This window comes from Bradyrhizobium arachidis, from assembly GCF_015291705.1.
GTDB lineage: Bacteria > Pseudomonadota > Alphaproteobacteria > Rhizobiales > Xanthobacteraceae > Bradyrhizobium > Bradyrhizobium arachidis.
In genome coordinates, this window is record NZ_CP030050.1 from 136,466 (window position 1) to 161,365 (window position 24,900).

Below are 24,900 nucleotides of genomic sequence, written 5' to 3' on the forward strand. Positions count from 1 at the left end.
GCTGGGGTTGTTCCCTGCGCATGATCTTTTCGGAAAACCGCCGTACACTTTCCGGATCATGCGCGTGCTTGGATCGGTCGCAATGGGGGGAAGAGAGTAGCGCGATTTCGCGCCAGCGCAATCAGGCCGGTTCGGTGTTGCGGGAGCGGTCGGACAGTGCGTTGGAGAGGACGTTACCAAGGGCGCTCTGCTTGTCGCGGCGACGTTGCACCGAGGACGGGATGCGCATGGCTTCGCGGTACTTCGCGACCGTGCGGCGGGCAATATCAATGCCCGAGGCGCGCAAGCGTTCCACGATGGTATCATCCGACAGGATCGCCGAGGGTTCTTCCGAATCGATCAGCTGCTTGATGTGGTGACGCACCGCTTCAGCGGAGTGCGCTTCGCCGCCGTCGGCCGAAGCGATCGACGCCGTGAAGAAATATTTCAATTCGAATGTGCCGCGATTTGTCGCCATGTATTTGTTGGCGGTGACGCGCGACACCGTGGATTCATGCATCTGGATGGCGTCGGCGACGGCCTTCAGATTCAGCGGCCGCAGATGCGCGACGCCATGGGTGAAGAAGCCGTCCTGCTGGCGCACGATCTCGGTCGCAACCTTGAGGATGGTGCGGGCGCGCTGGTCGAGCGCGCGCACCAGCCAGGTCGCATTCTGCAGCGCGTCGGTGAAATAGGACTTGTCGCCGTCCTTACCGATCTTCTTCGATAGCTCGGAATAGTAGGTCTGGTTGACAAGCACGCGCGGCAAGGTGTCGCTGTTGAGCTCGACATGCCAGCCGCCATCGGGACCCGGACGGACATAGACGTCGGGCACCATGGTCTGCAAACGGGCCGAGCCGAATTTCATGCCGGGCTTGGGATTGAGCCGGCGGATCTCGCCGATCATGTCGGCGATGTCCTCGTCGTCGACGCCGCAGAGCTTGCGCAAGCTCGCGATGTCGCGCTTGGCCAGCAGATCGAGATGCTCGACCAGGGCCTGCATCGCGGGATCGTAGCGGTCGAGCTCGCGGAGCTGGATCGCGAGGCATTCGCTCAGATTGCGCGCGCAGACGCCCGGCGGATCGAATTTTTGCAGCACGGCAAGGACGTCCTCGACGTCCTTTTGCGATGCGCCAAGACGCTCGGCAGCCTGGCCGAGATCGGGTGGCAGATAGCCGGCCTCGTCGACGAGGTCGATCAGGTACTGGCCGATCATCCGCTGCGCCGGCGCGGTGAAGGCGACCGAGAGCTGCTCGGCGAGATGGTCCGACAGCGTCATCTCGGCGGCGACGAAGGCTTCGAGATTGTAGTCCTCGTCACCGGAGGCGCCGCCGCCCCACTCGGTGTAGACGCTCGGCGCGGCGTCCTGCGCGTTGCGCGCGGCGGCCTCGGCCGGCTCCTCGGAGAAGACGTTGTCGAGGCCCGTGTCCAGGGTCTGCTCGATCTCGGCGCGGGTGCCGAGATCCTTGCTCATCCATTCTTCCTGGCCGGGCTCGAAAGCGTCGCCGCTGCCACCAAAGCCGTCACTATCGCCCTGGCTGCCTGAATCTTCGCCATCGTGGTCGCTGAACTGGCCGGCCTCGGCCGGGGTCTCGCCGCCGGGGGCCTCGTCATTGGCCCGCTCCAGCAGGGGGTTACGCTCGAGTTCCTCCTCCACGAAGGTCGTGAGATCGAGATTGGACAATTGCAGCAGCTTGATCGCCTGCATCAGCTGCGGCGTCATGACCAGCGACTGCGATTGCCGGAACTCTAATCTCTGCGTAAGCGCCATGAAGCAAGAACCGATCCAAAAGTTGGTCCGATTTTTGCTTATCCTAGTCCGAGCCCGATGTACACGTCTTGACGAATGGGAAAAACGGGCTAGAGGCGGAATTCCTCGCCGAGGTAAAGCCGGCGAACGTCGGGGTCGGCGACGATCTCGTCCGGGCTCCCCTCCGTCAGGATCTCACCGGCATAGACGATATAGGCGCGGTCGGTGAGGCCGAGCGTTTCGCGGACATTGTGGTCGGTGATCAGCACGCCGATGCCGCGATTGGTGAGATGGCGCACGAGGTCCTGAATGTCGCCGACCGCGATCGGATCGATGCCGGCGAAGGGCTCGTCGAGCAGCATGTAGTTCGGGCGCGTCGCCAGCGCGCGCGCGATCTCGACTCGGCGGCGCTCACCGCCTGACAGCGCGATCGACGGCGATTTGCGCAGCCGCGTGATGTTGAACTCGTCGAGCAGCGAATCGAGCTGCTGCTCGCGCTTCTTGCGCGAGGGCTCGACCACTTCGAGCACGGCGCGAATGTTCTGCTCGACGGTGAGGCCGCGGAAGATCGAGGCTTCCTGCGGCAGATAGCCGATGCCGAGCCGCGCGCGCTGATACATCGGGAGTTGCGTGACGTCGTGGCCGTCGAGCTCGATCGCGCCGCGATCGGCCTTGATCAGGCCGGTGATCATGTAGAACACGGTGGTCTTGCCGGCGCCGTTCGGGCCGAGCAGGCCGACCGCTTCGCCGCGGCGCACATAGATGCTGACGCCGCGCACCACCTGGCGGCTGCCGAACGCCTTTTCCACGCTATGCACAGCCAGGAAGCCCGGACGGCGCAGCAGCTGCGGTCCGCCGGTGCCGTTCGGCTTGGCAGCGCTCCTGACGGGGTGAACCGCACGCGGCGGCTCAGGCTGGTAGTCGGCCTGATAGTCGCCTTGATAATGGTCGGGTGCGTGCATCGGCTGGTCACGGGCGATCGGCGGGGCGTCCCGCACCGGGCTGGTCACGAGGCCCCCGACGCTGTCCCCGAGCGCGGTGATGTCGCGCGCAAATCCTGGCCGGCCGCGTTTGGCGGGGCGCCGACGGAACATGCTGAATAGATCGACCATCCCCGCCTTCCAGCCTTTCGCGGTTCTTGCGCGGTGTTTGCGCAGCGTTCGCGCGATCTGCCGCGCCGGCCTTTCGATTCGCCGGAGCAGCATGAATGAAGGGATGTCTCATGCCCAGTGAAACACGCCCGAAAAGCGGCGGATCCCGCTTCGAAGCCCTGCGCGTAGATACAGTCTCGCCACGCAAGCTTCAACCTCGGATCGGCGACATCCGACCCAAGTCCATGAATTTACTTTCAGAATTTACTTTTTGCCAACGCCGGGCAACACCGAGGGCGGGGCCGCGCCGGGCTTGGCCGGAGCGCCCGAACCGCAATCACTGCCGGCGCCCTGCGGCAGCAGGACCTGAACGCCCCGGCCGCTGTCGGATTCCACGCGGGACACGCCGGTGGTCATGTCGACCGTCAGCCGGTCGCCGCGCATCACGTTCTTGCACTGGGTCATGACCACCTGGCCTGCACCGCCGCCAAACATGGTGATGAGGTTGGTCTTGGTGTCGAACACGGCGGTCTCGCCTGTCACCACCTGGTCCTTCTGGGTGACCACGACATTCCCGCGCGCCTCCAGCCGCTTGATCGAGGAGCTGCCGCCCGGGCCCGGCGTCGCCGACTGCATCGGCGCACCCTTGGCGCCTTTCGCTGCGGGTTGCGGCGTGGCCGGCTTGTCGCCGCCGCCGGATTCGTAAAACACCACCAGCGTCTTCGAGGTCATGGTGGTGTCGCCCTGGATGACCTTTACATTGCCGGAGAAGGTCGCCTCCTTCTTCTTGTCGCGCATCTCGAGCGAGGCGGCCTCGATCTGGATCGGCTGATCGCGATTCTGCGAAAAGCCCTGCAAGGCGTTGGGCTGGCCCTGTATCGTGCTCTGCGCGATCGCGCTACCCGCCGTCAGCGCGATGCCGAGGGCAAGCGCGGCCGCGCCGAGGATGGCGCACACTTTGACTTCGCTGCGCGGAAAAAACCTGATCATCAAAATCATCTTGAATTAGCGGACTTGCTCTTTGACTTCGCCGGCGGCGGCGCCGGCTGCTCGACGGGGGCGGCGACATCATCCGTGCTGATCTTGTCCAGATGCATCACGACATTGCCCTCGAAGCGGATGACGTCGCCACCTTCCGTAATTCGTAAGCGATCGGCGGTCAGCGTGCCGTTGGTCAGCTTGACGTCGACGTGCTCGTCCGAGGAGACCGTGCCTTTGCCCATGTCGACGAAGGCCGAGTTCAGCCGCGCCTCATAGCCGGTCGAGGTGCGCAGGAAGATGTCCTTGTGCAGGTCGAGCTGCTGCTGCTTGTTGTCGAAGCGGCCGGTGCGGGCATCGAGGAACAGGGTGGATTGATCCTCCATCAGCACCTTGGCGCGCAGATCGGCGAGATCGACGTGATCGGGGTCAGTGATGTCCTGCGTCGCGGTCTTGGCCCAGAGCTCGTAGGGCCGCTGGTCCGGCGTGAAGCCGGACATATGCGGCGATTCCATCGTGATCTTGGTTCCCGTCACCACGAGATTTCCGGAGTCGAGCTTGATCGGGATCTGGAACGGATTGAGGAAGGTCGAGACGGCGACGATCGCGGCCAGGGACACGATCACCGTCACCGGCACCGCGATGCGCAGAATCCGCACCAGGCGGCTGTGGCGCGCCGCGCTGGCAAACTTCGCCGCAAGCGCGGCGTCGTAGGTGGGAATCTGGGCCGAATTCACTGCTGCTCCAGAGTGTCGCTCGCTCTGTCCGGTTGAAAAGCGCCCCATTGTACCCGGTGCCGCCACGATATGCAGCCGGCGACAGGCCGTTACGAAAGTGTCCGAAACGGGGCGGCGGCCATGAGGCTAGCCGCCGCGCGCGGGCTCAGGAATGCGCAAAAATGTCCTCTTCGGCCCAGCCCTGGAGGTCGAGCAGGGCGCGGGTCGGCAGGAAGTCGAAACAGGCCTTGGCCAGCGCTGTGCGGCCTTCCCGCACCAGCATGGCATCGAGCCGCTCGCGCAGGGCATGCAGATGCAGCACGTCGGACGCGGCATAGGCGAGTTGCGGCTCGGACAGGCTGTCGGAACCCCAGTCGCTGGACTGCTGCTGCTTGGAGAGATCGACATTGAGCACCTCGCGCACGAGGTCCTTCAGGCCATGGCGGTCGGTATAGGTACGGGACAGGCGGGAGGCGATCTTGGTGCAGTAGATCGGCCCGGTCATGACGCCAAAGGTCTGGTACAGCACCGCGACGTCGAACCGCGCAAAGTGGAAGATCTTGGTGATGGCGGGATTGGCCAGCAGGGCCTTCAGGTTCGGCGCGTCGGTATGACCCTTGGGGATCTGCACCACGTCGGCGCTGCCGTCGCCGGGCGAGAGCTGTACCACGCAGAGCCGGTCGCGGTGCGGGTTCAGCCCCATGGTCTCGGTGTCGATCGCCACCGCTCCGGTGTAGCGGGACAGGTCGGGCAGGTCGCCGCGGTGCAGGCGTACGGTCATGGCGGGTCAAAACCTCAATCGAATCGGTTTGTCGACATCATAGGCTAATCGGATGGCCCGCGATGTAGCCACTGGGGGCGGGCCGCGCAAGCGCCCGTTCAGATCGCGGCCAGCATGATGCAGATCATCGCCGCGACCGTGATGCGGCTGGGGCCGTCGCGGAACGCGTAGAGAATAGGATCATCAGGCATCTCGCGGCGGTGCGCCATCATCAAGGCGCGGCCGAACCAGTACAGCAGCAGCGGGTTGAGCAGCCACAGCATCCAGGGACGGCCGTACAGCGGCGTCACCGCCGTTGACGACACATAGAGCGAGAACACCGTCACCGCATTCATCGCGCTTGCCGCCGCCATCGCGGCGATGACATGAAGGTCGGTGATCCTGTAGTCGCGGTTGGAGGGATCGGCGAGCCCTGCGCTCTCGCGCATGCTGAGCTCGCTGAAGCGCTTGATCAGCGCCAGCGAGGTGAACACGAACAGCGAGAAGATCAGCAGCCATTCCGACAGCACCACGCCGACGCCGACCGCGCCGGCGACGATGCGCAGGCTATAGAGCCCGGCAAGCGTGACGACATCGACCAGCATCTTGCGCTTGAGCACGAGCGAATAGGCGATGGTGGTGGCGAGATAGGCGCCGAGCACGCCGAGGAACAGCGGCGAGATGCAGAGGGAGGCTGCGACCGCGAACAGCCACAGGGCAGGGATCGCAAGCAGCGCGGAGGAGATTGGCAGCTCACCTGACGCAAGCGCGCGATGGCGCTTGGTCGGATGCTGGCGGTCGGCGCCAAGATCCAAGAGATCGTTCATCAGATAGGCGCCCGACGCACAGGCCGAGAACGCCATGAACGCCAGCAGGGCATAGCCGAGCGTGGCGAGATTCATCTGATGCGCGGTGATCGCAGGCACGAACACCAGCGTGTTCTTGGCGTATTGATAGACGCGCAGCGCGTTGGCCCAGGTCTTGAAGCTCGCGCGCGCGTGGGCGCGGCTCTCGATGCGCTCGATGGAGCCGCGATCGAACGGCAGCTTGTCGCCCGCAGCAAGATCGGCCGGCGTCACGACGCCATCAAAGCCGAGATGCGCGGCGATGCCCGCGGCATGACGGGCGAAGCGGCTCGCTGCCAGATAAATCTTCTCGCCCCGCGCCCGCGCCGCCAGCGCCTGGTTCAGCACCCCGGAATCGTAGGGCAGGTGGGCGTAGTCGATGTCGGCCTGCGCGAGGACATCCGTGAGCGCCGCCATGCCTGGGCGCCCGCCCGCGCCGAAGCGAGCCAGCAGACGGCCGGGGCTGGAGAACAGCGCCTCCATCAGCAGCTCGGACCGCAGCAGCGCGCCTTCGAGGTCGATGACGAGCGTCCGCGCCGCCGCGGCCGACGGCTCGGGCGTGCCAAAATCATGCTGCCGGGCGGGCTGCTCCATCCGAAAAAGCTCTGAATTGCCGTAAAACTGACCGGCGCTCAGGCCGGGGAGCAGGGAAATGGACGCCAGCGAGCCTAGGGGGCATTCGCTAAGGGCGGCTTAATTTGGCCGGACAAGGCCAGCGGCCCCGGCGGGACGATCAAGTCACATCGGTGTGTCAGGCTGTTGCAGGGATCCCACAACCCGGCGTGAGCTTCGTGTTCCGACACAGCCTTTGCCGTGTGCCCCGTGGAAATCCTCACCATTCACCCTATCTGCCAGTTTCGCGCGGCGCCCTGTCGCGCCCACCCGCGAACCAGGTGCCCATGACCGAACAGACGTTAGCTGCGCCGATCGACGATCAACCGGAACGGCAGCGCGGCTTTTCGCGCTACCAGTCGCTCCTGATCGCGCTGCTCGCCTTTACGCAATTCACGATCATCCTCGACTTCATCATCATGTCGCCGCTCGGCGCCATCCTGATGCCCGCGCTCAATATCACGGCCACCCAATTCGGCATCGCGGTGTCAGCCTATGCGTTCAGCGCGGGAATTTCCGGCGTGCTGGCCGCCGGCTTCGCCGATCGCTTCGATCGCAAGCGGCTCCTGCTGTTCTTCTATGTCGGCTTCACGCTCGGCACCCTGCTCTGCGCCGCCGCGCAGAATTACCACGTGCTGCTGCTCGGCCGGATCGTGACCGGGTTGTTCGGCGGCGTGATCGGCTCGGTCGTGCTTGCCATCATCACCGATCTGTTCCCGCTGCATCTGCGCGGCCGCGTCATGGGCTTCGTCCAGACCGCGTTCGCCGCGAGCCAGGTGCTCGGCATTCCCGCAGGGCTGTTTCTCGCCAATCACTGGAACTGGCACATCTGTTTCGTAGCGATCGTCGGCCTGTCGATCGCGGCGATCGCGGTCATCGTCTTCGCGATGGAGCCGGTCGACGCGCATCTGAAGCTGAAGCAGGACCGAAACCCGTTCCGCCATCTGGTCGCGACGGTCTTCGAGCCGCGCTACACGCTGGCCTTCGGCGTCACCACCTTGCTGGCGACCGGCGGCTACATGCTGATGCCGTTCTCAAGCGCCTTCACCGTGCACAATCTCGGCATCGACATCACGCATCTGCCGACGATCTATCTCGTCTCCGGCCTGTTCAGCATCGTCACCGGGCCGCTGGTCGGCCGTGCCAGCGACAGGTTCGGCAAATACCCGACCTTCGTGTTCGGCAGCGTGGTGTCTGTCATCATGGTGCTGATCTACACCCATCTCGGCCACGTCACGCTGACGACCGCGATTCTCGTCAACGTCCTGATGTTCGTCGGCATCTTCTCGCGCATGATCCCGTCGCAGGCGCTGATGTCGGCGATCCCCGATCAGAGCCAGCGCGGCTCCTTCAGCGCGATCAGTGCCTCGCTCCAGCAGCTCTCCGGCGGCCTCGGCTCTGTGCTCGCCGGCGCCATCATCGCACAGGCACCTGATGGCTCGCTGCTCCATTTCGACCGGATCGGCTACGTCGTCTGCGCGTCGGCGGCGATCGCGCTGGTTGCGATGTATTTCGTGCAGAAGGCGGTGGCGGAGCGGGCGGGCAAGCGGGTGGTCTAATGAGGGGCGGCCGGTTTGGTCCGGAGGGCCCAATACCGCTTGATGAAAGTGCCATCCAATAATAGTTATTGGGCCGAACATCCACGGAGAAGCGCGGCATGGCAGTCAGTGCAGATCTGGGCGAAGCCCTTGAAAACTTTATAACAAAATTGGTCGCCTCGGGCCGTTACCACTCCAAGAGCGAGGTGCTGCGGGAGGGCGTGCGGCTCATTCAGGAGCGCGAAGCGAGGCTCGCGGTATTGGACGCTGCGATCGCACGCGGGCTTGATGATGCCGATGCAGGTCGGACCAAGCCAAGCTCCGAAGTCTTCGACCGGCTAGAAGCCAGACTAACGAGTAAAGCGGACCGCACGTGATTGTCGTCATCACCGCGGAGGCCGAAGCTGATCTTGAGGACATCACGTCGTATGTCGCCGAGCAAAGCACGCGGAGTGCGCTCACGCTTTTGCGTGGGCTACGTGAGAAGTGCGAATCCCTTGCTGATGCACCGCGCGGCTATCCCTTGGTCCCACGCTACGAACACAAAGGCATTCGTCGGCGCCCGTTGGGCAATTATTTGATCTTCTATCGGGTTGACCACGATGCGATCAAAGTGATCCACATCCTTCACGGCGCGCGAGACTACGAGCGGCTGCTTTTCCCGGAGGACTAAGTTTCTCGCGGAGGCGCCCGCTGAATAACGGTCGCACCAACCTAAAATGGTGCCCAGGAAAGGACTCGAACCTTCACGGCCGTTAAGCCACTGGCACCTGAAGCCAGCGCGTCTACCAATTCCACCACCTGGGCATGCCGTTTGGGGCACGGAGGCGGTTACTACGGTTCGGTGACGCCGTTGTCAATTCATGCTTGCCCGGTTTTGGCGATGCGGATTGCGCATCGCAAACCGGCCCGATACAAGCCTGATAATACGCACTCTTCCTGCAGGATTGGACCCCATGGCATCGAATCTGGACACGCTGGTCACGGTTTTCGGCGGATCGGGATTTTTGGGCCGGAATGTCGTCCGGGCGCTGTGCCGGCGCGATTACCGGGTCCGTGTTGCGGTGCGGCGGCCGGAACTGGCCGGATACCTCCAGCCCTCCGGCAGGGTCGGGCAGGTCCACGTCGTCCAGGCCAATCTGCGCTACGCGGCCTCGGTCGAGGCGGCGCTGCGTGATTCGCATGTCGTGATCAATCTCGTGGGCGTGCTGGCCGAAAGCGGCGCGCAGACTTTCGACGCCGTCCAGGCCAAGGGCGCCGAGACCGTCGCCAAGGCGGCCGCGGCAGCCGGCGCGAGCCTGATCCATGTCTCCGCCATCGGCGCCGATGCCGAATCGCCCTCGCGCTATGCCAAGGCCAAGGCGGCCGGCGAGGCGGCGGTGCTGGCCGCGGTGCCATCGGCGACGATCTTCCGCCCCTCCGTGATGTTTGGCCCCGAGGACCAGTTCACCAACCGCTTTGCGGCGCTGGCGCGGATGTCGCCGGTGCTGCCGCTGATCGGCGCCGAGACGAAGATGCAGCCGGTCTATGTCGGCGACGTCGCCACCGCGATCGCGGATGCGGTCGACGGCAAGGCCAAGGCGGGCGCGACCTACGAGCTCGGCGGGCCCGAGGTGCTGACCATGCGCGAGATCATCGAGGCCATTCTGGCCATCGCCAACCGCAAGCCGGCGCTGATCCCGCTGTCGTTCGGGCTCGCCCGCTTCCAGTCCAACTTCCTGCAATTCGCGCCTGGCGCGTTCAAGCTGACGCCGGACCAGGTCACGCTGCTCGAGCGCGACAATATCGTGTCGGAAGCCGCGAAGGCTGCCGGCCTGACGCTGGAAGGGCTCGGCATCACGGCCGATTCGCTGGAGGCAATCGCCCCGCAATATCTCTGGCGCTTCCGCGCCGCCGGGCAATTCCAGCGCATGAGCGTGTGAGACGCCCTCTCTCCGTCGTCATGGCCGGGCTTGACCCGGCCATCCACGCGCTTCCGCATTTGCAGCAAGACGTGGATGCCCGGGTCAAGCCCGGGCATGACGAGTTTGTGGGACGAACGGGGCGAGGGGGCGCACCGCGGCTGCGGCTACAGCGTAGTTCCTGCAGCCTCAAAACTTCAGCTTCTTGAACACCGCCTCCGGCAGCGTCTTGATGATCAGCATCACGAGGCGCCATTTGCCGCTGACATAGACGACGTCGGTCTTCTTCTCGACGGCCTGAAGGATCGCATCGCCCACGACAGGTGCTTCGACCGTGAGCGGCCCGATCAGCTTCATGCCTTCAGTCATCTTCGTACGAACGAAGCCGGGTTTCACAGTGACGACATGCACGCCGCCGCGGCTGGCGCGGGCGCGCAGGCCCGAGAGGAAGGCGGAGAGGCCGGCCTTGGCCGAGCCGTAGACATAGTTCGAGGCCCGGCCGCGATCGCCGGCGACCGATGACACGCCGACAAGCGTACCATTGCCGCGGCCCAAGAATTTTTCCGCGAACAGGCCGAGGATCAGCGACGGGCCTTCGTAGTTGGAGCGCATGATCGTGGTGGCATGGGCAAGATCGCTCTCGGCATCCTGCTGCACGCCGAGCAGGCCGACGATCGAGATCACGACGTCAGGCAGCGCGGGAAGGGCGGCGACAAAGCCATCGAACGAAGCGGTGTCGAGCACATCGAACTTATAGAGATTGGCCTCGACATTGTAACGCGCGCGCAGATCGGCCGCATCAGGCTCCAGCACAGCGACGTCACGGCCAGCGAGGCCGACATCGTATCCGGCTTTGGCAAAGGCGCGCGCCGCGGCGCGGCCGATATCGGAGGAGCCACCGAGCACCAGAACGGTCTTGCGTGACGTCACGGCTTACACCTCATCGAACAGGCGTTGCGAAAGCTTTGAGCGGATTGTCCCGGCGGGATCGAGCGATTTTCGGATCGCGTTGAAGCGCGACAAGGCGGGATAGCCGGCCTCGAACGTCTCGCGCGACTGCCGCGCGTCTTTTGCCAGATAAAGCCGGCCGCCGGCCGCGACGACGAGACGATCGATCTCGTCGAGGAAATTCAGGATGTCGCCCTTCACCGGGAAATCCAGCGCCAGCGTGTAGCCCGGCAGCGGAAAGGACAAAATGCCGTCGCCCTGTCCGAGCTTCTTGAGCACCGCGAGGAAGGAGGCATCGCCACGTCTTGCGACGCGGTCGAGGATCTCGCCGAGCACGGCGCGCGCATTCCGTTCCGGGATCACACATTGGTGCTGGAGGAAGCCGCGCTTGCCATAGATGCGATTCCAGTCGGCGATCGCGTCGAGCGGAAAGAAATAGGGATAGAGCGAGACCACATGGCTGCCGCCGGCGCGCCGTGCGCCCATGCGGTAGTAGAGCTCGTTGAAGGCGCGGATGCTGAAGCGGTTCAGCGTCATCGACGGCAGGTCGATGGGCACGGCGAGGCCGGGATTCTTGCCGGCGGGAAATGCATGGGCGCCGTCGGCGAGCTCGTCGCGGCGCGCGTGCTCGCCGAGATAGATCAGCGAGCGGCCGAGATCGCGCCCGCGCGCGGCGCAATCGATCCACGCCACCGAATAGGTCGAGGCATCGCCCGCATCCAGCGCGCGCATCGCGGCGTCCAGATCGGATGCGGAGATCACGCGTTCGCGGATCCAGCCCGTTTCAACCGGCCGCAGCCGCATCGTCGCTTCGAGGATGATTCCGGTGAGGCCCATGCCGCCGATGGTCGCGAAGAAGGCATCGGAATTTTCTTCGCGTGAGACCTCGATGGTCTGGCTCTGTCCGGTGCGCAGCAGGATGCTGTCGACATAGCGGCCGAAGCCGCCCTCGCAATGGTGGTTCTTGCCGTGCACGTCGGCGGCGATCGCGCCGCCGACCGAGACGAAGCGCGTGCCGGGCACGACGAAAGGCAGGAAGCCACGCGGACCAAACGTGTCGATCAGATCCGCGAGCTGCACGCCGGCTTCGAGACGGATGCGCCCGGTCGCGGGATCGAACGACCTGACCCGGTCGAACCCGGCCATCCCGATCGTCCTGACCGCGCCGATCGCGGCATCGCCATAGGCGCGGCCGTTGCCCCGCGCCACGGAGCCAGTCACCACGGCTTCGCCCAGCGCCGCGAACGAGCGCGGCCGCAGCATTTCGCTATCGACGACCGGGAAGCGCCCCCAGCCGCTGACGAGGGTCATCGTTCAGCTCCGCCCGCGGGCCACCCCGCTCCGGAAACTGCCTACCGGTCAAAAGCTGATATTGCGTTGAGGCGTATCGGCTAGTTTTTGAGAAGTTAACGTCCCAGCGCCAGCGCGATCAGGCCGAGCGTGCCGACGATGACGCGCCACCAAGCGAACACCACGAAACCGTGGCGGGTGACGTAGCCGAGGAACGCCTTCACCACGATGATCGCGGTGATGAACGACACCACGAAGCCGATCGCGACGATGCCCATGTGGTCCATCGTCATCTCGGAGCGGTTCTTGTAGAAGTCGTAGGCGAATGCGCCGATCATGGTGGGGATGGCGAGGAAGAACGAGAACTCCGCCGCGGCGCGCTTGTCGGCGCCCAGGAACATCGCGGCGACGATGCTGGCGCCGGAGCGCGACACGCCCGGGATCATGGCGACGCACTGCGCGATGCCGATATAGAGGTACATCAGTAGCGGAAATTTGGTTGCGTCATGCTCACGCGGCTTGAGATCGAGCTTGTCGACCCAGAGCAGGATGGCGCCGCCGACGATCAGCGTGAAGCACACGACCCAGGGATTGAACAGCACGCTCTTGATGTATTTGCCGGCGACGAGGCCGACCACGACGGCCGGCAGGAACGCCACCAGCACGCCGATCACGAAACGGCGTGCATAGGCATCGCCCGTGAACAGGCCGATCGCGACATCCCAGAGCTTCCTGAAGTAGAGCCCGACGATCGCGAGGATCGCACCCAGCTGGATCAGAACCGTAAACGAATCCCAGAAGGCGCCTTCGCCGAGGCCGAAGAAGCGCTCCGCGAGCAGCAGGTGGCCGGTCGAGGACACGGGAAGGAACTCGGTCACACCCTCGATGATGCCGAGGATCACTGCCCGTATTGCATCTGACATATTTACGGTCCATTTCGGCTGGAAAAGCGGGGCTCTTCTCGCCTATTCCCCTAAATGCTGCAATCGCAAAATGCGGCGTCTCGCACTTGCTTCGCAGTTTTGAGGAACTAGTGTGGCGCCGCACAAACATTGATGGATTCTTAAGCACCATCAAATAGTCAAAGGCTTCATGTTTACGCTGTTTCATCATCCGTTCTGTCCGCATTCGCGCTTCATCCGCCTGATCGCGGGCGAATACGGGCTCGATCTGAAGCTGATCGAGGAGCGCAGCTGGGAACGGCGCGAGGCATTTCTGCTGCTCAATGCGGCCGGCACGACGCCCGTACTGGTGGACGACGAGCAGCCGCCGATCCCGGGCGCGGCCATCATCGCCGAATATGTCGACGAGGCCTATGGCGCCGGGATGGGACCCAAGCGCCTGATGCCGGAGACGACCTTCGAGCGCGTCGAGGTGCGCCGACTGATGGCCTGGTTCAACGAGAAGTTCTTCGAGGAGGTCTCGCACCCGCTCGTCACCGAGCGCATCTACAAGCGCTTCATGAGCGAGGAGAATGGCGGCGGTCCGCCTTCGGCCGACGTGATGCGCGCGGCCAAGGCCAACGTGCGCTATCATCTGGCCTATATCGGCTGGCTGGCGCAGACGCGCAACTTCCTCGCCGGCGACCGGCTCACCTACGCGGATCTCGCCGCCGCGGCGCATCTTTCGGCGATCGACTATCTGGGCGACGTGCCATGGAGCGAGGACGACGCAGCGAAGGCGTGGTACGCGCGGGTGAAATCCCGCCCGTCGTTCCGTCCACTGCTGAGCGAATGGCTGGCCGGCGTGCCGGCGTCGCGGACCTACGTGGACCTGGATTTCTGAACTCCGACCCGACTGAACTGAAGACGGCGCTCGCGCGCGAGGCGCGGGCGCTCGGCTTCGACTGCATCGGCATCACCGAGCCCGGCACGATCGAAAAGGCCGGCGCGCATTTCCTCGAATTCATCGCCTCGGGCGGCCATGGCGACATGGACTGGCTCGCGAACCAGCCGGAGCGCCGCGTCGATCCGCGCGGGCTGTGGGCCGACGTGCGCAGCGTCATCATGCTCGGCGTCAATTACGGCCCCGATTCCGATCCGCTCGCGATCCTGAACGAGCGCACGCGCGCGGCGATCTCGGTCTATGCGCAGGGCGACGACTACCACGATCTCATCAAGAAACGTCTGAAGGCATTGGCGCGCTGGCTGGTCGCGACCGCGCCGTCCGAAGTGAAGGTGTTCGTCGACACCGCCGCAGTGATGGAGAAGCCGCTCGCGCAGGCCGCACATCTGGGCTGGCAGGGCAAGCACACCAATCTGGTCTCGCGCGAGTTCGGCTCGTGGCTATTCCTCGGCGCGATCTACACCACGCTGGAGCTGCCGCGCGATGTTGCCGAGATCGATCATTGCGGCTCGTGCCGGGCCTGCCTCGACATCTGCCCGACCTCTGCATTTCCCGCGCCGTACCAGCTCGATGCGCGGCGCTGCATCTCCTATCTCACCATCGAGAACAAGGGCCCGATCCCGCACGAGTTTCGTAAAGCGATGGGCAACCGCATCTATGGCTGCGATGATTGCCTCGCGGCGTGTCCCTGGAACAAGTTCGCGCAGGAGGGACGAGAAGCCAAGCTCGCCGCGCGTGATGAATTGCGCGCGCCTGGTCTTGCTGAGCTTTCACGGCTCGATGACGCAGCGTTCCGCGCGCTGTTCACGAAGTCGCCGGTCAAGCGCATCGGCCGCGATCGATTCTTGCGGAATGTGCTGATTGCGATTGGCAACTCCGGCGAGGCGGCGCTGGCGGATGAGGCGCGGCGATTGCTTGACGATGCGAGTCCGCTGGTGCGCGGGGCGGCGGTGTGGGCGCTGGGGCAGTTGGCGTCGCGGGAAGAGCTTGAGGCGCTGAAGGCAGCGGCAATAAGCAACGAGCGCGACGAGAGCGTTCGTGAGGAATGGCGCGCCGCTCTCTGACCCTCATCCTGAGGAGCAGAGACTTGATTTCCCCGCGCATTCCCTCAAGATTCGCGCACCATGACAACAAACATGCCTTTCTTCATCCGCAACGGCGATACTTTCCATCCGACGGAAGTGGCCAATGGCCCGTGGGATCCGAAATCGCTGCACGGGCGCGTCATCATCGGCCTGCTCGGCTTCGCCATCGAGGAGCGCCATTCAGGGCCTGAATTCGTGCCGGCGCGGCTCACCGTCGACATGTTCCGGCTGCCGACCATCGACAAGCCGATCGAGGTAACGACGCGGCTCGTGCGCGACGGCCTGCGCATCCGCGTGGTGGAAGCGGAATTCTTTTCCGGCGGGGTCAGCATGGCGCGCGCCTCGTGCCAGCTGTTGCGCAAGACGCAAAATCCCGACGGCAATGTCTGGTCGCCTCCGAACTGGGACGTGCCGAAACCATCAGACATTCCAAAGCCAACCGATCCGAGGCTCGGCATGAACGGTAAATGGACGACGCGCCCCATTGTCGGCCACATGGGCTCGCTCGGCCCGCGCCGGCTGTGGATGAGCGAGGTGCGCGAGCTCGTCGCCGGCGTGCCGATGACGCCGTTCGTGCATGTCGCTGTTGGTGCCGATTTCGCCAGCCCCTTTGCCAATGCCGGCGACAAGGGGCTCGGCTACATCAACAGCGACGTCACGATCTATCTGCACCGGCTGCCGGTGACGAACTGGATCGGCTTCGACGTGGTGAACCACCATGCGACCGAAGGCGTCGCGATCGGCGAATGCTGGCTCTATGACGAACAGGGCCCGATCGGCACCGCGACGGTCGCCGCACTGGCGCAGCGCAAGCCGATGGCGAAGCCACCGCCGCCGTAACCGTCATTCCGGGGCGTGCGAAGCACGAGCCCGGAATCCATACTCCCGATCGTGGTTATGGATTCCGGGCTCGCGCCAAGTGGCGCGCCCCGGAATGACGGGAGGAGAGAGCTACACCAAATGCCGCTTCATCTCCGGCCGCGCCTTCAGCTCGGCGCCCTGCTTGGCGACGATCTTCGCAATTCTTTCAGGCGCGAACTTCAGATCGACAAACGCCGGTGCGGTGTTGGCGACCTCGTGATAGTTCACGATCTTGCCGTCACGCAGCGTCATGATCGCGACGCCCTCGAACATCGCCCGCGCGCCGTTCGCTTCCGGCAGGGTGGAGCGATAGCTGAAGGTGTAGCGGGCATAGAGCGTGGTGCCGTCGGTGACGGGGTCATGCATGTTCCAGCGGAAATCGGTCGCCGTGCGATAGAACCAGTCGTCGATCATCGCCGCGATCTTCTCGCGGCCGGCGAAGGCGCCGTAAAAGACGTCGTGATAGACGCCGCCCTCGGTGAACAATTCAGCGAAGGCCCGGCCATTGCGCTGCTCGACGGCGTCGCAGAAGGCGCGCAGCATGGCGGTGGTGGTCATTGGCGTTGCCTCCCAACCTCTTGGTCATGCCCCGCGAAAGCGGGGCATCCAGTACGCCGCGGCTTCTCGGCTAGATCACCACGGCCGCGGCGTACTGGATCGTCCGCCTTCGCGGACGATGACACCGGATGTTTGGAGACACTTCACCCGATCTCGGCCACCGCGGCAAGAATGCGCGCGATGTCCTGCGGGCGGGAGAGGCGGTGGTCGCCGTCCTGGATCATGGTCAGCACGACGTCGTCGGCCGGCAGGCGATGCGTCAGCGCGAAGGCGTGCTGCCACGGCACATCGGGATCCTGCGCGCCTTGCAGAATGCGCACGGGACAGCCGAGATCGATGGCGCTGCCGAGCACGAGATGGTTGCGGCCCTCCTCGATCAGGTTCCGCGTGATCGGATAGGGCGAGCCGTCGCCATAGTCCGACGGTCGCAACCAGAAGCCCTTGGTCTCGATCTCCTTCTTCACCGCGGACGAAAAGTTCTTCCACATCAGTTCCTCAGTGAAATCGGGCGCCGGTGCGATCAGCACGAGGCCCGCCAGCGAGGCTTTGCCGGAACGCTTCCTGATCTCGCGCGCGAGCAGCAGCGCCATCCAGCCGCCCATGGAGGAGCCGATCAGGATCTGCGGTCCCTCGCAGAACCGCTCGAACACTGCGACGCTGTCCTCGAGCCAGCTGCCGATGGTTCCATCGGCAAAATTGCCGCTGGATTCACCATGACCGGAATAGTCGAACCGGACCGCGGCACGGCCGTGCTCCCCAGCCCAGGCATCCAGCGCCTGGGCCTTGCCGCCCTGCATGTCCGATTTGAAGCCGCCGAGCCAGACCAGCCCGGGTCCTTGACCGCGCCGGCTGCGCACCGCGATTTTGCGCGCGGATGGACCCTCGCCCACATCGATGAAGTCGAGCATGGCATCAGGAATTGTTTCGGTCATGGAACGTTTACTCTGGCTGTGCGGTTTCAGCAGTTCTAGGCGCGTGCGATTGAGTAACCGCTGCCGGCATTGTCCCTTTGGGACGCTTGCGGAACAGAAGCAAGGTGTCTATGTCGGTCAGCGTGCCGACAGGCGTGGCCCAAATGCCTCGCATTTGAGGGTTTTTCGCCTCTCGCACACGCGACTTGCTTGCCGGCAAACGCTTCTTCCTTCAAAATAGCCGCTTCTTTCACAACTTTGGAGAACCACCCATTCGCCGTCCTAATAAAGCTCCGCCCGCTGCCAGCAAAGACGGGCCGCGCATCAATGATGATATTCGCAATGCGCAGATCCAGCTGATCGATCAGACCGGTGATAATAAAGGCACGGTCGAGACCGTCGTCGCCATCCGGATGGCCCAGGAAGCTGGCATGGATCTGGTCGAGATTTCGCCGAATACCAGCCCTCCCGTCTGCAAGATCATGGACTACGGGAAGTACAAGTATTCCGCTCAGAAGAAAGCCGCGGAAGCCCGCAAGCGGCAGAAGACCGTCGAGATCAAGGAGATCAAGCTCCGCCCGATGATCGACGATCACGATTACGACGTGAAGATGCGCGCGATGCAGCGGTTCTTCGAAGAGGGCGACAAGGTCAAGATCACGCTGCGCTATCGTGGCCGCGAAATGGCGCATCAGGAGATCGGCACCAAGCTTCTGGACAAGATCAAGACCGACGTCGCCGAGCTCGCCAAGGTCGAGCAGGACGCACGGTTCGAAGGTCGCCAGGTCGTCATGGTGCTGGCGCCGCGCTGAGGCGAGCTTTTCAGGGGACTTGAGAATTCAACGGCCCGTCCGGATCTCCGGCGGGCCGTTTTGCTTTGGTCGCGGTACAAGCCACGAATTCGGCTCGAATGCTCGGCCACTACGTCCGCGTCGCCTGCCAGGTGCCGCTGCACTGGTCGCCGGAGATGATGCCTTTCCAAGAGCCTGCGCCGTTCACGCCGGCGAGGCGGCCGCCGCCGCTCGCATGGGACGCGCCGACCGAGACCTCGACCGCGACCGCGCCGGAGCGGTTGATCCGGCCCGAGACCCGGCCGCCGCCGGCGGACGACACCCGGCTGCCTGCCACGGTGAAGGGGACGCTGTAGCCGGAGCTGCAATTGCCCCGGGTGGTGGCGAAGGTGACGTTCCAGATGCCGTCATAGCCGCCGACACGGGCGTCGGCAGTCGACGGCAGCGCCGCAGTGGCGAGCACGGCGAACAGCACCAGATGGCGCGGGCGGGCGAAATTGGTCAGCGACGAAAGAAATTGCGGGAAATGGGCCATTTTGGTCCTGCTCCGAGCGACACGGCTGGGATATGAGGGGTGACAACCTGCAATAGTCGGCGAGCCGGTTCCGGCGGTTCATCGTTGCCAATCGGCCTGTCCTCTGGCATAAGCCCAGCCTTCATCGCCCGGCTGATTTAAGGGCTGCCGTGGCGGTGTTCGTGCGGGTGTCGCGCTTGTTCGCGAAAACCTGAGCACAATCAACGCTCTAACGAGCATTTTTGACGGCCAGCCGCCTTCGCGGGCGGATCTCTGTGGCCATTAGGAGAGCCAAATGCCCAAGCTGAAGACCAAATCGGGCGCTAAAAAGCGCTTCAAGGTGACTGCCACCGGCAAAGTGATGCACGCCCAGCGCGGCAAGCGTCACGGCATGATCAAGCGGACGAAGAAGCAGATCCGTCAGCTCCGCGGCACCCGCGTGCTGTTCAAGACCGACGGCGACAACGTCAAGAAGTACTTCTTGCCGAACGCCTGATCGCGTCCACGATCACTGCCATCCGTGCCGCGCATCCCGCGGCAATCCGATAACCGAAGTCATCTCTGAAGGATTTTGTCATGTCTCGCGTCAAACGCGGTGTGACCGCCCACGCCAAGCACAAGAAAGTCTACAAGGCCGCCAAGGGCTTCTACGGCCGCCGCAAGAACACCATCCGCGCCGCCAAGCCGGCCGTGGAGAAGGCCCAGCAATACGCCTTCCGCGACCGCAAGCGTAAGAAGCGCACCTTCCGCGCGCTCTGGATCCAGCGCATCAACGCCGCCGTCCGTCCGTTCGGCCTGACCTACAGCCGATTTATCGACGGCATGGCCAAGTCCGGGATCACCGTGGACCGCAAGGTGCTGTCGGATCTCGCGATCACCGAGCCCGCCGCGTTCCAGGCGATCGCCGAGAAGGCCAAAGCCGCGCTCGCGGCCTGAGGCTTGCGCTAGCGGGCCTTCTGGCCCGCAGCCTTCAGCGCGCGTTGCGAGTGACGCTGGGCGACCTCCGCCCGGCAAAAAGCTGCGAACGAGAGATACATGGTGCCGGACTTGTTCCGGTACTTGAGGTCGCATGCGCGCATCTCGCGTTTGTAAGCCTGATGCTGCGCCGTGCTGAGGCCGGGCATGAAGTCCGCCTCGCATTTCTTCTCGACGGCGGCGCCGAGCTGGACATCGCCGCTCGCGGTCAATTGGCAATCCTGAAACAGCTTCATCGCGCTCGCGCAGCTCTTCTGGGTGCTGATGGCGTCGGCCACCTCGTCCAGCGTCATGGATTTATCCATGCAGACCATGGCGCGCGCAGGGGTGCCTGCGACCGACAGAACGACGGCCAGAACAGCCAGGCAGGATTTCGAAAGCATCGCAAATGTCTCCTCGTATCCCCGTTGGTGCCGGGCCCCCGCGTGAGGTTCAACCCTGCCGTCCGTCAGCCCGAAATGACCGGCTTTTTGCTTGACGTTACGGCCTTCGGGCGGCGACAACCCAGCCGAATTTTTGCAGCAAGGATTTGACAGTGTCCGACCTCGCAACGCTCGAAACATCCATCCTCGACCAGATCGCCGCAGCCGGCGACGAAGCCGCGCTCGAAGCGGTGCGCGTCGCCGCGCTCGGCAAGAAGGGCTCGATCTCCGCGCTTCTGGCCACGCTCGGCAAGATGTCGCCGGACGAGCGCAAGACGCAGGGCGCCGCGATCAACCAGGCCAAGGACAAGGTCACCGAGGCGCTCACAGCCCGGCGCGACGTCTTGAAGTCGGCCGCGCTCGATGCGCGGCTCGCCTCCGAAACCATCGACGTCACCCTGCCGCTGCGCGATCCGCCGGCCGAGGCCGGCCGCATCCATCCGCTGAGCCAGGTCTGGGACGAGCTCACCACGATCTTCGCCGACATGGGCTTCTCGGTCGCCGAAGGTCCCGATATCGAGACCGACGACTACAACTTCACAAAACTGAATTTTCCGGTCGGCCATCCCGCCCGCGAGATGCACGACACCTTCTTCTTCCATCCGAAGGAGGACGGCTCGCGCATGCTGCTGCGGACCCACACCTCGCCGGTGCAGGTGCGCACCATGCTGACCCAGAAGCCGCCGATCCGCGTGATCTGCCCGGGCCGCACCTATCGCATCGATTCGGATGCGACCCACACGCCGCAATTCCACCAGGTCGAAGGCCTCGTCATCGACAAGCACTCGCATCTCGGCCACCTCAAATGGATCCTGCACGAGTTCTGCAAGGCGTTCTTCGAGGTCGACCACATCAACATGCGCTTCCGCCCGTCGTTCTTCCCGTTCACCGAGCCGTCGCTGGAAGTCGACATCCAGTGCCGCCGCGACAAGGGCGAGATTCGCTTCGGCGAAGGCGAGGACTGGCTCGAGATTCTCGGCTGCGGCATGGTGCATCCGAACGTGCTGCGCGCCTGCGGCATCGATCCCGACGAGTACCAGGGTTTTGCCTGGGGCATGGGCATCGACCGCATCGCCATGCTGAAATACGGCATCGCCGATCTCCGCCAGCTGTTTGACAGCGACGTCCGCTGGCTGTCCCATTACGGCTTCAAGCCGCTCGAAGTGCCAACGCTTGCCGGAGGGCTGAGCTCGTGAAATTCACCCTCTCCTGGCTGAAGGACCATCTCGATACCGACGAGCCCTTGGACAAGCTCGCCGACAAGCTCACCATGATCGGGCTTGAGGTCGAGAACATCGAGGACAAGGCGAAGGCGCTCAAGCCCTTCACCATCGCGAAGGTGATCTCGGCCGAGCAGCATCCGAATGCGGATCGCCTGCGCGTCTGCATGGTCGACACCGGTGACGGTGGCGCGCCCGTGCAGGTCGTGTGCGGCGCGCCGAATGCGCGTGCGGGGCTCGTCAGTGTGTTCTCGCCGCCCGGGACCTACATTCCCGGCAAGGACATCACGCTCGGCGTCGGCACTATCCGAGGCGTCGAGAGCCGCGGCATGCTGTGCTCGGCGGCGGAATTGCAGATCTCCAACGACCATGACGGCATCATGGAATTGCCGGCGGACGCGCCTGTTGGTGCTGGCTACGCCGAATGGGCCGCGCTCGGCGATCCCGTGGTCGAGATCAACCTGACGCCAAACCGGCAGGACTGCACCGGCGTGCACGGCATCGCGCGCGATCTCGCCGCTGCCGATATGGGCAAGTTCAAGGACCCGACGATCAAGCCGATCAAGGGCGAATTTCCGTGCCCGGTTAAGGTGACGGTGGAGGACGCGACGCTCTGCCCGGGCTTCGCGCTGCGCCTCGTGCGCGGAGTCAAGAACGGGCCGTCGCCGGAATGGCTGCAGAAGCGGCTGACCGCGATCGGGCTGCGTCCGATCAACGCGCTGGTCGACATCACCAACTTCATGACCTACGACCGCGCGCGTCCGCTGCACGTGTTCGACGCCAAGAAGGTGAGAGGCAATCTCGTGGTGCGCCGCGCCCGCGACGGCGAGGCGCTGCTGGCGCTCGACGGCCGCACCTACAATCTCGATCCTTCGATTTGCGTGATCGCGGATGAGCACGGCGTCGAATCGCTCGCCGGCATCATGGGCGGCGAAGCCTCGGGCTGCGACGAGAACACGACCGACGTGCTGATCGAATCGGCGCTGTGGAACGAGATCAACATCGCGCAGACCGGCCGCAAGCTCGGCATCAATTCCGATGCGCGCTACCGCTTCGAGCGCGGCGTCGATCCGGCCTTCATGGTGCCCGGTCTGGAGCTTGCGACCAAGCTGGTGATGGAGATGTGTGGCGGCACGCCGTCCGAGAACGTCGTGGTCGGCAAGGCCTTCGGCGACGACCGCGTGATCGATTTCCCGATCACCGAAGTGAAGCGCCTCTCCGGCATCGAGGTGCCGCAGCCGGAGATGAAGCGCATCCTGACCCATCTCGGCTTCATGATGGCGGGTCCCGGCCCGGTGGTGAAGGTCGCGGTGCCGTCCTGGCGCTCCGACGTGCACGGCAAGGCCGATATCGTCGAGGAGATCGTCCGCATCTTCGGCGTCGACAAGGTGCCGATGACGCCGTTCGAGCGCGGCGACGACGCGCGCAAGCCCGTGCTGACCCCGCTGCAGCTCCGCACCCGCCGCGCCCGGCGCGCACTGGCGAGCCGCGGCATCGTCGAAGCTGTGACGTGGTCGTTCATCACCAAGACTGCGGCAAAATTGTTCGGCGGTGGCCAGCGCGAGCTCGAAGTGGCCAACCCGATCGCGTCTGATCTCTCCGACATGCGCCCGACCTTGCTGGCGGGACTCATCTCCGCAGCGCAGGCGAACGCCGATCGCGGTTATGGCGACGTCGCGCTGTTCGAGGTCGGCCAGGTCTTCAAGGGCGATCGCCCGCAGGATCAGTTCATGGCTGCGAGCGGCGTGCGGCGCGGCCTGGCTTCGTCCGAAGGTCTCGGACGGCACTGGACAAGCTCGGCGCAGGCCGATGTGTTCGACGCGAAAGCCGATGCACTGGCGGTGCTGGCGGCGGCCGGCGCGCCGATGCAGGCGCTTCAGATCGTGGCCGGTGGACCGGCCTGGCTGCATCCGGGCCGCTCCGGCACGATCCAGATCGGCCCGCAGAACGTGCTCGGCTATTTCGGCGAGGTGCACCCGCGCGCGCTCGAGGCGCTTGGCGCCGACGGCCCGCTTGTCGTGTTCGAGGTGATCCTCGACCGCATCCCCGAGGCCAAGAAGAAGCCGACCCGCGCCAAGCCGCTGATCGAGCTCTCGGCGTTCCAGCCTGTGTCGCGCGACTTCGCGTTCATCGTCGACCGCGCCGTGAAGGCCGGCGACATCGTGCGCGCGGCGCAGGGCGTCGACAAGAAGCTGATCACCGGTGTCAACGTCTTCGACGTCTATGAGGGCAAGGGCATCGAGGACGGCAAGAAGTCGATCGCAATCGCGGTGACGCTCCAGCCGCGCGAGAAGACGTTGACCGATCAGGAGATCGATGCCGTCGCCGCGAAGATCGTGGCGGAGGTCACGAAGAAGACCGGCGGCACGCTGCGCGCATGATGCTCTGGAATAGCAGGGCATGAGTATCGCCGACTTCCTTCCGAAGGACGTCAGCCTCACCATTGCGATGGCGCTCTGCGCCGTCGCTTTTGTTTCCGGCACCGCTCGCGGCTTCTCCGGCTTCGGCTCGGCGCTGATCTTCATGCCGCTGGCGAGTAGCATCGCCGCGCCGCGGCTTGTCGCAGCGCTGCTGCTCGTGATCGATTTCGTCGCCGCCGCGCCGCTGCTGCCGGATGCGTGGCGGAAGGCGGACCGAAGAGCGACCGCCGTGATCGTGCTGGGCGCGCTGATCGGCGTTCCCGTCGGCACCTATTTCCTCAGCGTGCTCGAACCCGTCACCACGCGCTGGATCATCTCCTGCTTCGTCGCGGCGCTGCTGCTTCTGCTGCTGTCGGGCTGGCGCTATCGCGGCAAGGACCACGCCTGGCTCTCGGTCGGCATCGGTGGCCTCTCCGGCTTCTGCAGCGGCCTGGCGCAAACCGGCGGGCCGCCGATCGTCGGTTACTGGCTCGGGCGCCCGATCGCGCCGATCGTCGCGCGCGCCAACATCGTGCTGTTCTTCGGCGCGTCGGATTTCTTCTCGATGGTGAGCTATGCGACGACGGGATTGATCTCGCGCGAGTCGCTCGTGCTCTCGCTGATCGTTGGCCCGGTCTATGCGCTCGGCGTCGCGTTTGGTGCGTCATTGTTCGGGCGTGCGAGTGAAAAGGTCTTTCGCGGGATCTGCTACGGGCTGATCGCCATGGCGGTGATTTTCGGACTGCCCGCGCTTGACGGGGTTTTGCGTTAGCCACCGCTGTCGTCCCTGCGAACGCAGGGACCCATAACCACAGGAAGCGGTTATGGGGCGAACTGATAACTCCGAATCTTCGTCAAACCTCTCCCTGTGGTTATGGGTCCCGGATCGGCGCTCCGCTTCGCTGCGCTTG

The 24,900-nt window shown here is 64.5% G+C and carries 26 protein-coding genes and 1 tRNA gene; 13 read left to right on the forward strand and 14 right to left on the reverse strand.

Features of this window, described 5'->3' with window-relative positions; all coding sequences use genetic code 11:
- Positions 1 to 121: 121 nt before the first annotated feature.
- The 6 genes from rpoN to WN72_RS00625 form a co-directional block, all read right to left on the reverse strand.
- Positions 122 to 1,750: an RNA polymerase factor sigma-54 gene (gene rpoN, locus WN72_RS00600; RefSeq protein WP_027561599.1), complete on the reverse strand. Its 1,629-nt coding sequence runs from the start codon at positions 1,748 to 1,750 to the stop codon at positions 122 to 124.
- Positions 1,751 to 1,839: 89 nt separating this feature from the next.
- Entirely contained in the window at positions 1,840 to 2,841 is a 1,002-nt protein-coding gene (lptB, locus tag WN72_RS00605) for an LPS export ABC transporter ATP-binding protein (RefSeq protein ID WP_027561600.1), read from the reverse strand.
- A gap of 243 nt (positions 2,842 to 3,084) precedes the next feature.
- Complete coding sequence (locus tag WN72_RS00610; protein WP_167380555.1) at positions 3,085 to 3,810, reverse strand: LptA/OstA family protein; 726 nt, start codon at positions 3,808 to 3,810, stop codon at positions 3,085 to 3,087.
- 5 nt (positions 3,811 to 3,815) lie between these two features.
- Positions 3,816 to 4,535, reverse strand: a complete 720-nt coding sequence (gene lptC, locus WN72_RS00615; protein ID WP_092211702.1) for an LPS export ABC transporter periplasmic protein LptC — start codon at positions 4,533 to 4,535, stop codon at positions 3,816 to 3,818.
- Positions 4,536 to 4,680: 145 nt separating this feature from the next.
- On the reverse strand, positions 4,681 to 5,295 hold the full coding sequence (locus tag WN72_RS00620) for a ribonuclease D (protein WP_027561603.1): 615 nt from the start codon (positions 5,293 to 5,295) through the stop codon (positions 4,681 to 4,683).
- 98 nt (positions 5,296 to 5,393) lie between these two features.
- On the reverse strand, positions 5,394 to 6,713 hold the full coding sequence (locus WN72_RS00625) for a UbiA family prenyltransferase (protein ID WP_027561604.1): 1,320 nt from the start codon (positions 6,711 to 6,713) through the stop codon (positions 5,394 to 5,396).
- A 305-nt stretch (positions 6,714 to 7,018) separates the two neighbouring features.
- Here WN72_RS00625 and WN72_RS00630 point away from each other — a divergent pair, with 305 nt between their 5' ends.
- The 3 genes from WN72_RS00630 (at position 7,019) to WN72_RS00640 (ending at position 8,942) form a co-directional block, all read left to right on the forward strand.
- A complete protein-coding gene (locus WN72_RS00630) occupies positions 7,019 to 8,290 on the forward strand; it encodes an MFS transporter (RefSeq protein ID WP_092211700.1) in 1,272 nt (423 codons plus the stop codon).
- A 98-nt stretch (positions 8,291 to 8,388) separates the two neighbouring features.
- A complete protein-coding gene (locus WN72_RS00635) occupies positions 8,389 to 8,646 on the forward strand; it encodes a type II toxin-antitoxin system ParD family antitoxin (RefSeq protein WP_092211698.1) in 258 nt (85 codons plus the stop codon).
- Positions 8,643 to 8,942, forward strand: a complete 300-nt coding sequence (locus tag WN72_RS00640; protein ID WP_092211696.1) for a type II toxin-antitoxin system RelE/ParE family toxin — start codon at positions 8,643 to 8,645, stop codon at positions 8,940 to 8,942. The genes WN72_RS00635 and WN72_RS00640 overlap by 4 nt, the downstream gene beginning before the upstream one ends.
- A 47-nt stretch (positions 8,943 to 8,989) precedes the next feature.
- On the opposite strand, the gene WN72_RS00645 is transcribed toward WN72_RS00640, so the two are convergent.
- Positions 8,990 to 9,076, reverse strand: a tRNA-Leu gene (locus WN72_RS00645).
- A 149-nt stretch (positions 9,077 to 9,225) separates the two neighbouring features.
- Between WN72_RS00645 and WN72_RS00650 the strand changes: the two genes are divergently transcribed.
- Positions 9,226 to 10,191, forward strand: coding sequence for a complex I NDUFA9 subunit family protein (locus WN72_RS00650; protein ID WP_092211694.1), 966 nt, complete (start codon positions 9,226 to 9,228; stop codon positions 10,189 to 10,191).
- 168 nt (positions 10,192 to 10,359) lie between these two features.
- Here the strand turns inward: WN72_RS00650 and WN72_RS00655 are convergent, their stop codons facing one another.
- From WN72_RS00655 to WN72_RS00665, 3 genes are all read right to left on the reverse strand, one after another.
- A complete protein-coding gene (locus WN72_RS00655) occupies positions 10,360 to 11,100 on the reverse strand; it encodes an SDR family oxidoreductase (RefSeq protein WP_092211692.1) in 741 nt (246 codons plus the stop codon).
- A gap of 3 nt (positions 11,101 to 11,103) precedes the next feature.
- The gene (locus tag WN72_RS00660; RefSeq protein ID WP_092211690.1) at positions 11,104 to 12,429 is read right to left on the reverse strand and encodes an FAD-binding oxidoreductase; all 1,326 of its coding nucleotides are present in this window, start codon (positions 12,427 to 12,429) and stop codon (positions 11,104 to 11,106) included.
- Between the two features lie 95 nt (positions 12,430 to 12,524).
- Positions 12,525 to 13,331 carry an undecaprenyl-diphosphate phosphatase gene (locus WN72_RS00665; protein ID WP_027561612.1) on the reverse strand — a complete coding sequence of 269 codons (807 nt, stop codon included), beginning with the start codon at positions 13,329 to 13,331 and terminating at the stop codon, positions 12,525 to 12,527.
- 169 nt (positions 13,332 to 13,500) lie between these two features.
- On the opposite strand from WN72_RS00665, the gene WN72_RS00670 reads away from it, so the two are divergent.
- The 3 genes from WN72_RS00670 (at position 13,501) to WN72_RS00680 (ending at position 16,178) form a co-directional block, all read left to right on the forward strand.
- The gene (locus WN72_RS00670) at positions 13,501 to 14,193 is read left to right on the forward strand and encodes a glutathione S-transferase family protein (RefSeq protein WP_027561613.1); all 693 of its coding nucleotides are present in this window, start codon (positions 13,501 to 13,503) and stop codon (positions 14,191 to 14,193) included.
- A complete protein-coding gene (queG, locus tag WN72_RS00675; RefSeq protein ID WP_092211688.1) occupies positions 14,142 to 15,317 on the forward strand; it encodes a tRNA epoxyqueuosine(34) reductase QueG in 1,176 nt (391 codons plus the stop codon). The genes WN72_RS00670 and queG overlap by 52 nt, the downstream gene beginning before the upstream one ends.
- A 72-nt stretch (positions 15,318 to 15,389) precedes the next feature.
- Positions 15,390 to 16,178, forward strand: coding sequence for an acyl-CoA thioesterase domain-containing protein (locus tag WN72_RS00680; protein WP_194482970.1), 789 nt, complete (start codon positions 15,390 to 15,392; stop codon positions 16,176 to 16,178).
- Positions 16,179 to 16,289: 111 nt separating this feature from the next.
- Here WN72_RS00680 and WN72_RS00685 read toward each other — a convergent pair whose 3' ends face one another.
- Both WN72_RS00685 and WN72_RS00690 read right to left on the reverse strand, forming a co-directional pair.
- The gene (locus WN72_RS00685; protein WP_092211684.1) at positions 16,290 to 16,757 is read right to left on the reverse strand and encodes a nuclear transport factor 2 family protein; all 468 of its coding nucleotides are present in this window, start codon (positions 16,755 to 16,757) and stop codon (positions 16,290 to 16,292) included.
- 143 nt (positions 16,758 to 16,900) lie between these two features.
- Positions 16,901 to 17,689 carry an alpha/beta hydrolase gene (locus tag WN72_RS00690; RefSeq protein ID WP_027561617.1) on the reverse strand — a complete coding sequence of 263 codons (789 nt, stop codon included), beginning with the start codon at positions 17,687 to 17,689 and terminating at the stop codon, positions 16,901 to 16,903.
- A 251-nt stretch (positions 17,690 to 17,940) separates the two neighbouring features.
- Here WN72_RS00690 and infC point away from each other — a divergent pair, with 251 nt between their 5' ends.
- Positions 17,941 to 18,480, forward strand: coding sequence for a translation initiation factor IF-3 (gene infC, locus WN72_RS00695; protein WP_080134054.1), 540 nt, complete (start codon positions 17,941 to 17,943; stop codon positions 18,478 to 18,480).
- 109 nt (positions 18,481 to 18,589) lie between these two features.
- Here the strand turns inward: infC and WN72_RS00700 are convergent, their stop codons facing one another.
- Positions 18,590 to 18,994 (reverse strand): hypothetical protein, encoded by a 405-nt coding sequence (locus tag WN72_RS00700; RefSeq protein ID WP_092211682.1) that lies wholly within the window; start codon positions 18,992 to 18,994, stop codon positions 18,590 to 18,592.
- 274 nt (positions 18,995 to 19,268) lie between these two features.
- On the opposite strand from WN72_RS00700, the gene rpmI reads away from it, so the two are divergent.
- The gene (rpmI, locus tag WN72_RS00705) at positions 19,269 to 19,469 is read left to right on the forward strand and encodes a 50S ribosomal protein L35 (protein ID WP_008539890.1); all 201 of its coding nucleotides are present in this window, start codon (positions 19,269 to 19,271) and stop codon (positions 19,467 to 19,469) included.
- Positions 19,470 to 19,549: 80 nt separating this feature from the next.
- Positions 19,550 to 19,909, forward strand: coding sequence for a 50S ribosomal protein L20 (rplT, locus tag WN72_RS00710; RefSeq protein WP_092211680.1), 360 nt, complete (start codon positions 19,550 to 19,552; stop codon positions 19,907 to 19,909).
- Between the two features lie 8 nt (positions 19,910 to 19,917).
- Here rplT and WN72_RS00715 read toward each other — a convergent pair whose 3' ends face one another.
- Entirely contained in the window at positions 19,918 to 20,451 is a 534-nt protein-coding gene (locus tag WN72_RS00715) for a hypothetical protein (protein ID WP_430640347.1), read from the reverse strand.
- Between the two features lie 32 nt (positions 20,452 to 20,483).
- Here WN72_RS00715 and pheS point away from each other — a divergent pair, with 32 nt between their 5' ends.
- Genes pheS through WN72_RS00730 form a run of 3 tightly spaced genes read left to right on the forward strand, consistent with a single transcriptional unit; the run spans position 20,484 to position 24,761 of the window.
- Positions 20,484 to 21,566, forward strand: a complete 1,083-nt coding sequence (gene pheS / locus WN72_RS00720; protein WP_027561622.1) for a phenylalanine--tRNA ligase subunit alpha — start codon at positions 20,484 to 20,486, stop codon at positions 21,564 to 21,566.
- Positions 21,563 to 23,971 carry a phenylalanine--tRNA ligase subunit beta gene (gene pheT, locus WN72_RS00725; RefSeq protein ID WP_092211678.1) on the forward strand — a complete coding sequence of 803 codons (2,409 nt, stop codon included), beginning with the start codon at positions 21,563 to 21,565 and terminating at the stop codon, positions 23,969 to 23,971. Before pheS ends, pheT begins: the two co-directional genes overlap by 4 nt.
- Positions 23,972 to 23,990: 19 nt before the next feature.
- The gene (locus WN72_RS00730; RefSeq protein ID WP_092211676.1) at positions 23,991 to 24,761 is read left to right on the forward strand and encodes a sulfite exporter TauE/SafE family protein; all 771 of its coding nucleotides are present in this window, start codon (positions 23,991 to 23,993) and stop codon (positions 24,759 to 24,761) included.
- Positions 24,762 to 24,900 lie beyond the last annotated feature (139 nt).